The organism is Nocardia donostiensis (assembly GCF_002081715.1).
Lineage (GTDB): Bacteria > Actinomycetota > Actinomycetes > Mycobacteriales > Mycobacteriaceae > Nocardia > Nocardia donostiensis.
Window position 1 is genome coordinate 1 of sequence record NZ_MUKP01000079.1, and the last position, 9,622, is coordinate 9,622.

Sequence of the window (9,622 nt, forward strand, 5' to 3'; positions counted from 1 at the left end):
CCCGGATCACCCGGTCCGAGGAGTACGGGCTGTCCCTGCAGGTTTATGACGAAACCGGGACGGCGGTGCTGTCGATCCGGTCGCTGACAACCAGGCCGGTGCACCCGGACCAGGCAGCGCTGTCGGCGCGGCCGCTGCACCTGCTGCGCTGGTCGGTGCTGCCGCCGGGCGGGTTGGCTGAACCGGTGGCGCTCACGCCGTGGCCGGACGCGGACGACGAGACAACAGGCGGGCCCGGGGTATTCGTGCTCGATCTGCGTGATCGCGACCGGGGCACCGACCCGGTCGCCGACACCCACGCTGCCGTCCTGCGCACCCTCACGGTGCTGCAGGAGTTCACGAGTGGCCGCCGGTACGACTCGGGTCGGCTGGTGGTGGTCACCTCCGGTGCGGTGGCCGTTACCGATACCGAGGACATCGACCCGGCCGCGGCCGCGGTGTGGGGGCTGGTCCGATCGGCGCAATCGGAGGATCCGGGCCGGGTCGTGCTGGTGGACACCGACGCCGACCCTGCACGCCCGGTGGCCTTGCTCTGCGCGGCGGCCGAATATCAGGCCGCGGTACGCGATGGCGTCGTGTATCTCCCACGTCTCACCCGGGTACCTGCCGGTCCGTCGGATACCTCCGCGGCGCCGTCGCTCTCCGAGGGCACCGTGCTCGTCACCGGCGGAACAACCGGGCTCGGTGCGGCCGTCGCGCGGCATCTGGTCGCGAAGTACGGCGTCAGGTCCCTGCTGCTGGTGAGCAGGCGCGGCCCCGACGCGCCGGGTGCCGCCGAGATCACTCGGGAGCTGGCTGCAGCCGGGGCGCGGGCCGAGGCGCGGGCCTGCGATGTGGCGGACCGGACGCAGCTGGCCGATCTGCTGGCCGAACTCACCGGCGAGACGACGCTGGCCGGTGTCGTGCACGCGGCCGGAGCCCTCGACGACGGTGTGGTCGCGGCCCTCACCCCCGAACGGGTGGACACGGTGCTTGCGCCGAAGGTCGCGGGCGCATGGCATCTGCACGAGCTGACCCGGGATCGGGATCTGGCCATGTTCGTGCTGTTCTCGTCCGCGGCGGGGGTGCTCGGCGCGCCCGGGCAAGCCAACTACGCGGCGGCGAACGCGTTCCTCGATGCGCTCGCCGAGTACCGGCACGGCATCGGCCTGCCCGCGATATCGATCGCCTGGGGGCTGTGGGCCGCCGGTACCGGTATGACCGGGAGTCTCGGTGACCGCGAAACCGGGCGGTTGGCTCGGACCGGACTGCTGGCGTTGGACACCGAGCAGGGCCTTCGCCTGTTCGATGCCTCTATCGCGCAGCGGCGGCCCGCGGTCGTGGCCGCACAGCTGGACCGGTCCGCGCTCGCGGCTCAGGCCAGAGCCGGGTTGCTGGCGCCGCTGCTGCGCGAGCTGGCGCCGGTAGCGCGCCGCACGGTGACGGCGGCGTGGCCGGGATGGCGGGAGCGTCTGGCCGATCTCGACGCGGCGGACGGGCCCGCGGCGGTACTCGATGCGGTGCGGACCGAGGTGGCGTTCGTGCTCGGCCACTCCGGGCCCGAAGCCATTGATCCAGACCGCAGTTTCGCCGACCTCGGTTTCGATTCGATCACCGCGCTCGAGGTCCGCAACCGGCTCGCCGCAGTCACCGGGCTGACACTGCCCGCGACCCTCGTTTTCGACTACCCGACCCCGAAAGCCGCGAGCGCACAGCTGCACCGGCTCCTGCTCGGGCACCGCGGCGAGGCCGGCACCGCCCCGCGCACGGTGAGCAGCACCGAACCGATCGCGATCGTCGGGATCGGCTGCCGGCTGCCCGGCGGGGTCACCGGCACCGACGAGCTGTGGCGGCTGCTGACCGAGGGACGCGACGCCATCGGCGCCTTCCCCACCGACCGCGGCTGGAACCTGACCGCGCTCTTCGATCCGGCGGCGCCAGGCGGGACGTCGACGGTACGCACCGGCGGGTTCCTCTACGACGCCGCGGAATTCGACGCCGCCTTCTTCGGTATCAGCCCGCGGGAAGCGGTGTCGATGGACCCGCAGCAGCGGCTGCTGCTGGAAACCGTCTGGGAGGCGCTCGAACACGCGGGAATCGCCCCGGAGACGATTCGGGGCAGCGATACCGGGGTTTTCGTCGGTGCGATGCATCACGACTACCCGTTCAACGCGACCACGGGCGCACTCATCTCTGGGCGGATCGCGTATGTGCTCGGCTTGGAAGGACCGGCGGTCACCGTCGACACGGCCTGTTCGTCGAGTCTGGTGGCATTGCACCAGGCGGTGCGGTCGCTGCGGTCGGGCGAATGCTCGGCGGCGCTGGTGGCTGGTGTCACGGTGATGTCCACACCGGAGCTGTTCGTGGAATTCTCCCGGCAGCGGGCATTGTCCGCCGACGGCCGCTGCAAAGCCTTCGCCGATTCCGCCGACGGTACCGGTTTCGCTGAGGGGGTGGGTGTGTTGGTGGTGGAGCCGTTGTCGCGGGCGCGGGAACTGGGCCATGAGGTGCTGGCGGTGGTGCGTGGTTCGGCGGTGAATTCCGACGGTGCGTCGAACGGGTTGAGTGCGCCGAACGGTCCGTCGCAGCAGCGGGTGATCCGGCGCGCACTCGCCGACGCGGGAGTCGCCGCCGCCGACGTGGATGCGGTCGAAGCCCACGGCACCGGAACGGCATTGGGTGACCCGATCGAAGCGCAGGCACTTATCGCCACCTACGGGCAGGATCGTCCCGCCGAGCAGCCGCTGTGGCTGGGGTCGATCAAATCCAATATCGGCCATACCCAGGGCGCCGCCGGGGTCGCCGGGGTGATCAAGATGGTGGAGGCGCTGCGCCGCGGTGTGCTGGTGCGCACCCTGCACGTGGAACAGCCGTCCTCCCACATCGACTGGTCCGCGGGCGCGGTAGAGCTGCTGCGTGAACAGCGGACGTGGCCGGAGAACGGCCATCCTCGGCGGGCCGGTGTGTCGTCGTTCGGGTACAGCGGCACCAACGCCCATGTCATCCTCGAACAGGCCCCCACCGCGGACGAGGCAGCGAACGACCAGGAGACCGAGGACCCGTCCGGCGATGCGCCGCTGCCGTGGGTGCTGTCGGGGCGGAGCCAGGATGCGGTGGCAGCGCAGGCGCGCCGGTTGGCCGAGCATCTGCGGTCGCACCCGCACCTGCAGCCGGTCGATATCGGTTGGTCACTCGTCTCGGCGCGGTCGCGGTTCGACCATCGTGCCGTGCTGCTGGGTGGGTCCCGGGACGAACTGCTGACCCAGCTGCGGCGCTTCGCCTCCGGTGAGCCCGGCGCCGGTGTGGCCGCCGGTGTGGCCGTGCGGCCGGGGAAGACGGTGTTCGTGTTCCCCGGACAGGGCACCCAGTGGGTGGGAATGGGGCGGGAACTGCTTGCCCACGCACCGGAGTTCGCTGCAGCCGTCGACGAATGCGAGACAGTGCTGTCGCAGTGGGTGGACTGGTCGCTGCGGGAAGTACTCGCCGGACCGCCGGAAACGGTCGGACCCATGCTCGGCCGGATCGAAGTATTGCAGCCGGTGCTGTGCGCGGTGATGGTGGGGCTGGCGCGGATGTGGCGGGGGCTCGGCGTGCAACCCGATGCAGTGGTCGGGCATTCGCAGGGGGAGATCACGGCCGCGTACGTCGCCGGGGCGCTGACCCTCGAGGACGCGCTGCGGCTGGTGGTGACCAGGTCCCGCATCTTCGCCGAAGAGCTGACCGGTACCGGCGCCATCGCTTCCGTCGCGCTGTCGGGGCCTACCCTCGAGACATACCTGACCGAGTTCCCCACCCTGTCGGTGGCCGGGGTGAACAGCCCGGCGGCGGCATCGGTGGCGGGACCGAGCGCCGAGCTCGACCGACTGGTGGCGGTACTCACCGCGGACGGGGTGCGGGCGCGTGTCGTGCCCGCCACCGTTCCCTCGCATACGGTGGCGGTGGACCGGCTGCGGGACCGGTTGCTGCGCGAGTTGTCGTTCGTCGCACCCGATGACGGGGACATCCCGCTGTATTCGACCGTCACCGGTACCCGGGTTTCCGGGCACGAACTCGGCGCATCGTACTGGTTCGACAACTGCCGCTCCCCGGTGCTGTTCGACGCCGCCGTGCGGGCCATGCACGCCGACGGGTTCGGGGTCTTCGTGGAAGCGGGCCCGCATCCGGTGCTTGCCATGCATATCGAACACATCCTCGAGGACGCCGCGTCACGTTCCCGCGGAGCCGCCGCGACGGCCGACGTGGTGGTGGGCAGCCTGCGCCGCGAGCACGACGACTTCGCGCAACTGCTGGCTTCGGCGGCACGGCTGTTCGTCGCGGGCGTACCCGTCGACTGGGCCGCCGTCTTCACTGGACGCGGCGCGCGCCGGATCCCGTTGCCCACCTACTCGTTCCAGCGGCGGCGCTACTGGCTCGATACTGCCACCGCCGCAGGCGACGTGACCTCGATCGGGCAGACCAGGATCGACCACCCTGTCCTGGCAGCGGTGATTCCCGCACCGCACGACGGCGGCCTCACCGCCACCGGCCGCATCGCCGCGCACACCCACCCGTGGATAGGCGATCACGTGTTCGCCGGGACCGTGCTGTTCCCGGGAACCGGCCTGCTGGAGCTCGTCGCCCGTGCCGGTGCCGAGGCAGGCACTCCGGTCGTCGCCGAACTGACCCTGCTCGAACCCCTGATCGTCGCGGACGACGCCGGTGTGGCCGTGCAGGTCTGCATCGGCGGTCCCGGCGCCGGGGACACCCGGCCGGTCACCGTCCATGCCCGCAGCGCCGACGACGCGGCGTGGGTACTGCACGCGCAGGGCACCCTCGCCGCCGATACCGGCGCGGAGCCGGCGCAGTGGACCGGCGCCTGGCCGCCGCCGAATGCGGTCGGCGTCGCCGTCGACGAGCTGTACGACGTCCTCGCCGACGCAGGCTACGACTATGGTCCAGCGTTTCGCGGGCTGCGGACGGTCTGGCGGGACGGCGACGGACTGTATCTGGAGGCGTCGCTGCCCGAGGACGGGCCGTCCCCCGACGGCTACCGGGTGCATCCCGCCCTGCTGGACGCCGTACTGCATGCGATCGCGCTCACCACGGACGGCAGGCAGGCCGATACGCCCGCGGTGCTGCCGTTCTCATGGGAAGGGGTGCGTACGGGCGGAACCGGGTTGTCGAGGTTGCGGGCCGAGCTCACCGTCACCGGACCGAATTCGGTGGGGCTGCGGGCCTTCGACGAGCGCGGCGCCGAAATCCTGTCGATTCGCTCACTGACCACCCGCCCGGCCCGGCCGGGGCACGGCTTCGCGCTGCGCCCGGACCGGCATCTGTATGGCATGACCTGGACTCCGGTCGCCGATCTCGGACAGACGCCGGACACCGTGCCGTGCGCGTACTGGCCGGATACTGGAGCCGAGCCGAGGCCGGTTGTCGTCGTGGACTGTCACCACGGCGGTGGCGATACGGTGACCGCCGCGCATACGGCGACGCAGCGGGTGCTCGATGTGCTGCGGGAGTTCCTCGACGCCCCGCGGTTCGACCCGGTCACACTGGTGGTGCGCACCCGGAATGCGGTGGCGGTGACCGCTGCCGATGTCACCGATCCGGCCGCCGCGGCGGTGTGGGGGTTGGTGCGCTCAGCGCAGTCCGAGCATCCGGGCCGGATCGTTGTGCTCGACAGCGACACCGTGCCGGAGACGTTGCCCGCGTCGGTGCCGGGCGGCGCGGAACCACAGCTGGCTGTCCGCGCCGGCCGGTGGTATGCGGCGCGGCTGACGCCTGCCGGAGCCGAAGGTCTCATGCCGCCCGCGTCGCCGCGGTGGCGGCTCACGGCGACCGGGACCGGCACCCTCGACGGTCTCCGCCTCGCCGACAGTGGCCCGGACGACGAAGCCTTGGCACCGGGGCAGGTGCGGATCGCGGCGCGAGCCGGTGGCCTGAACTTCCGTGATGTCCTGGTGAGCCTGCAGATGCGGCCCGAGGATGTGGCCGTGATCGGCGCGGAGGCCGCGGGTGCGGTGTCGGAGGTGGGGCCGGGGGTTGATCGGTTCGCGCCGGGTGACCGAGTGATGGGGCTGATCACCGGGGGGATCGGCCCGGTGGTGGTAACGGACCAGCGGTTGTTGGTGGAGGTGCCAACTGGGTGGTCGTTTGCGGAGGCGGCGGGTGTGCCGGTGGCGTTTGCGACAGCGTTTTACGGATTGCGAGATCTGGCGGAGGTTGGTCCTGGGGATCGGGTGCTGGTGCATGCTGCTACCGGTGGGGTGGGGATGGCTGCGGTGCAGTTGGCGCGTGCTTGGGGTGCGGAAGTGTTCGTGTCCGCGAGCCGCGGTAAGTGGCACGTCTTGCGGGAGATGGGGTTCGACGACGCTCATATCGCCGATTCGCGGGGTCTGGGTTTCGAGCAGCAGTTCCTGGTCGCGACCGGTGGTGCGGGTATGGATGTGGTGCTCGATTGTTTGGCGGGGGATTTCGTGGATGCTTCGTTGCGGTTGTTGCCGCGCGGTGGGCGGTTCATCGAGATGGGTAAGACCGACATCCGTGACCCCGAGCAGATCGCCGCCGAGTACCCAGGGGTCCGGTACCGTGCCTTCGACCTGCTCGAAGCCGATCTGGACCGGATGTCGCACCTGCTCTCCGAGATCGCCGAGATGTTCGCCGACGGCTACCTGCACCGGCTACCCGTGCGGGCATGGGATATCCGGCAGGCCCCCACCGCGTTCCGGTACTTCGGGCAGACCCGGCATATCGGCAAGAACGTGCTCACCCTGCCCGCGCCACACGTGGCCGATGGCACGGTGCTGATCACCGGCGGCACCGGCGGCCTGGGAGCGATCCTGGCGCGTCACCTGGCGACCACGCACGGCGTGCGTTCACTGATACTGGCGTCCCGCCGCGGGCCGGCGGCCCCGGGCGCAGACGACCTCGTGCGCGACCTCACCGACCTCGGTGTCCGAGTCCGGATCGTTGCCTGTGATGTGTCGGATCGTGCGGCGCTCGCTGAGTTGTTGGGGTCGGTTCCGTCGGAGTTGCCGTTGACCGGTGTGGTGCATGCGGCTGCGGTGCTCGATGACGGTGTGGTGTCGGCGTTGACACCTGCTCGGTTGGATGTGGTGTTGGGGGCGAAGGCGGATGCGGCGTGGTATTTGCATGAGTTGACTCGTGGTCTGGATGTGGCGTTGTTTGTGTTGTTTTCGTCGGCTGCGGGGGTTTTCGGTGCTCCTGGGCAGGGTAATTACGCGGCGGCGAATGCGTTCCTCGACGGTCTCGCGGGGTACCGGCATGCGCAGGGGTTGCCCGCCACGTCCATCGCCTGGGGCTGGTGGGCCACCGGCACCGCAGACCTCGGCGACACCGACACCGCGCGACTGACCCGCGCCGGTGCCACAGCCATGCCCACCGAGCTGGGGTTGGCGCTGTTCGACCGAGCGATCGGGGACTGGCGCCCGGGCCTCACCGCCGCCCAGCTGCACCGCCCGACCTTGGCGCGGCAGGCCCGCACCGGCATGCTGCCACCACTGCTGACCCCGTTGATCACCACACGGCCCGCCCCGGCAGCCGGCCCCGGAAACGACCTCACCCACCGCCTCACCGGCCTCGGCGAACCCGAACAACGGCATATCGTGCTGGCGGCGGTCCGGGCACAGGTCGCGACCGTGCTCGGCCACGACGGGCCGGAGGCCATCGAACCCGACCGCACATTCACCGAGCTCGGTTTCGATTCACTCACCGCCGTCGAGGCCCGCAACCGCCTCAACGCGCTCACCGGACTGGCCCTGCCTGCCACGCTGGTCTTCGACCATCCCACCCCGCGCCAGGTCACCGAACACATCCTGCGCCAGCTGCTCGGCGCCGCCGAACCGGTCACCCCGGCGCCGCCGCGGGCAGCCGATACCGAGCCGATCGCGATCGTCGGCATAGGCTGCCGGTTCCCGGGCGGGGTCAGCACACCGGACGAGCTGTGGCGGCTGGTGGTCGAGCGGCGCGACGTGATCGGAGCATTCCCCGCCGACCGTGGATGGAACCTGCGCGCGGCCGACGCCGAAGGGTACGCCCGCGCCGGCGGTTTCCTCTACGACGCGGCGGATTTCGACGCCGAATTCTTCGGTATCAGCCCCCGCGAGGCATTGGCCATGGACCCCCAGCAGCGGCTCGTACTCGAAACTGCATGGGAGGCATTGGAACACGCGGGAATCGCGCCGGGATCGCTGCGGGGCAGCGACACCGGAGTCTTCATCGGCGTCACCGGCCAGTCCTACAGCGGCGCGGCCACCGAGCGCGACGCCGAGACGGTCGGAAACCGGTTGACCGGCATGTTGACCAGCGTTGTCTCGGGCCGGGTCGCCTACGTACTCGGACTGGAAGGCCCGGCGGTCTCGGTGGATACCGCCTGCTCGTCGTCGCTGGTGGCGTTGCATCAGGCGATCGGCGCGGTGCGCTCCGGTGAATGCGGGCTGGCGCTGGCCGGCGGGGTGGCGGTGATGGCGACACCGATCGGCTTCGCCGAATTCGCCCAGCAGGGCGGGCTGGCTGCCGATGGGCGGTGCAAAGCCTTCGCCGCGGGCGCCGATGGCATCGGTCTCGCCGAAGGGGCGGGCGTCCTGGTGGTGGAGCGGCTGTCCCGGGCCCGTGAGCTGGGGCACGAGGTGCTCGCGGTGGTGCGCGGGTCGGCGGTCAACTCCGACGGTGCGTCCAACGGGTTGAGCGCGCCGAACGGGCCGTCACAACAGCGAGTGATCCGGCGCGCCCTCGCCGACGCCGGCCTGACCGCCGGTGAAGTGGACGTGGTCGAAGCACACGGGACCGGCACCAGCCTCGGCGATCCGATCGAGGCGCAGGCGCTGCTGGCCACCTACGGACACGAACGCCTGGCCGAGCAGCCGCTGTGGCTGGGATCGATCAAATCCAATATCGGGCACGCCCAGGCGGCGGCCGGGGTCGCCGGGGTGATCAAGATGGTGCAGGCGCTGCGGCACGGAATCCTGCCACCGACCCTGCATGCCGACACCCCGTCCACCGTCGTCGACTGGTCCAGCGGAGCCGTCGAGCTGCTGACCCGGCAACGGGACTGGCCGGATACCGAGCGGCCGCGCCGGGCCGCGGTGTCGTCGTTCGGGATCAGCGGAACCAACGCGCATCTCGTCCTCGAACAGGCACCACCTGCACCCGTGGCCGCCGACCGCGGGGACGAACCGCGCGGCGCGGTGCCGTGGCAGGTATCGGCCCGTGACCCGCGCGCAGTGGCGGACCAAGCCCGGCGTCTCGCGGAATATGCCAGCACCCGAACCGATCTCACCGTCGCCGATATCGGGCTGTCACTGGCCGTGACCCGGACCGTATTCGACCACCGGGCGGTAGTGATCGGCGACAGCCGCGCCGAACTGGTGGCCGGGCTAGAGGCCGTCGCCGACGGTGTGCCCTCGGCCGATGCCTTCGTCGGTAAAGCCGCGGCACCCGGTGGGACGGTGTTCGTGTTCGCGGGTCAGGGTGGGCAGTGGGTGGGGATGGGGCGGGCGTTGTTGGAGGAGTCGGCGGTGTTCGCGGCGGTGATCGAGGAGTGTGCGGAGGCGTTTGCTCCGTGGGTGGAGTGGTCGTTGTGGGATGTGTTGTCCGCTGGGGAGGGGTCTTCGGAGGTGGGGGGGTTGTTGGGGCGGGTGGG

General features: G+C 70.9%; 1 protein-coding gene. It reads left to right on the top strand.

Annotated features, from left to right (window positions below):
* A partial coding sequence (locus B0T44_RS27745; RefSeq protein WP_217808778.1) for a type I polyketide synthase occupies positions 1–9,622 on the top strand: 9,622 nt, incomplete at both ends.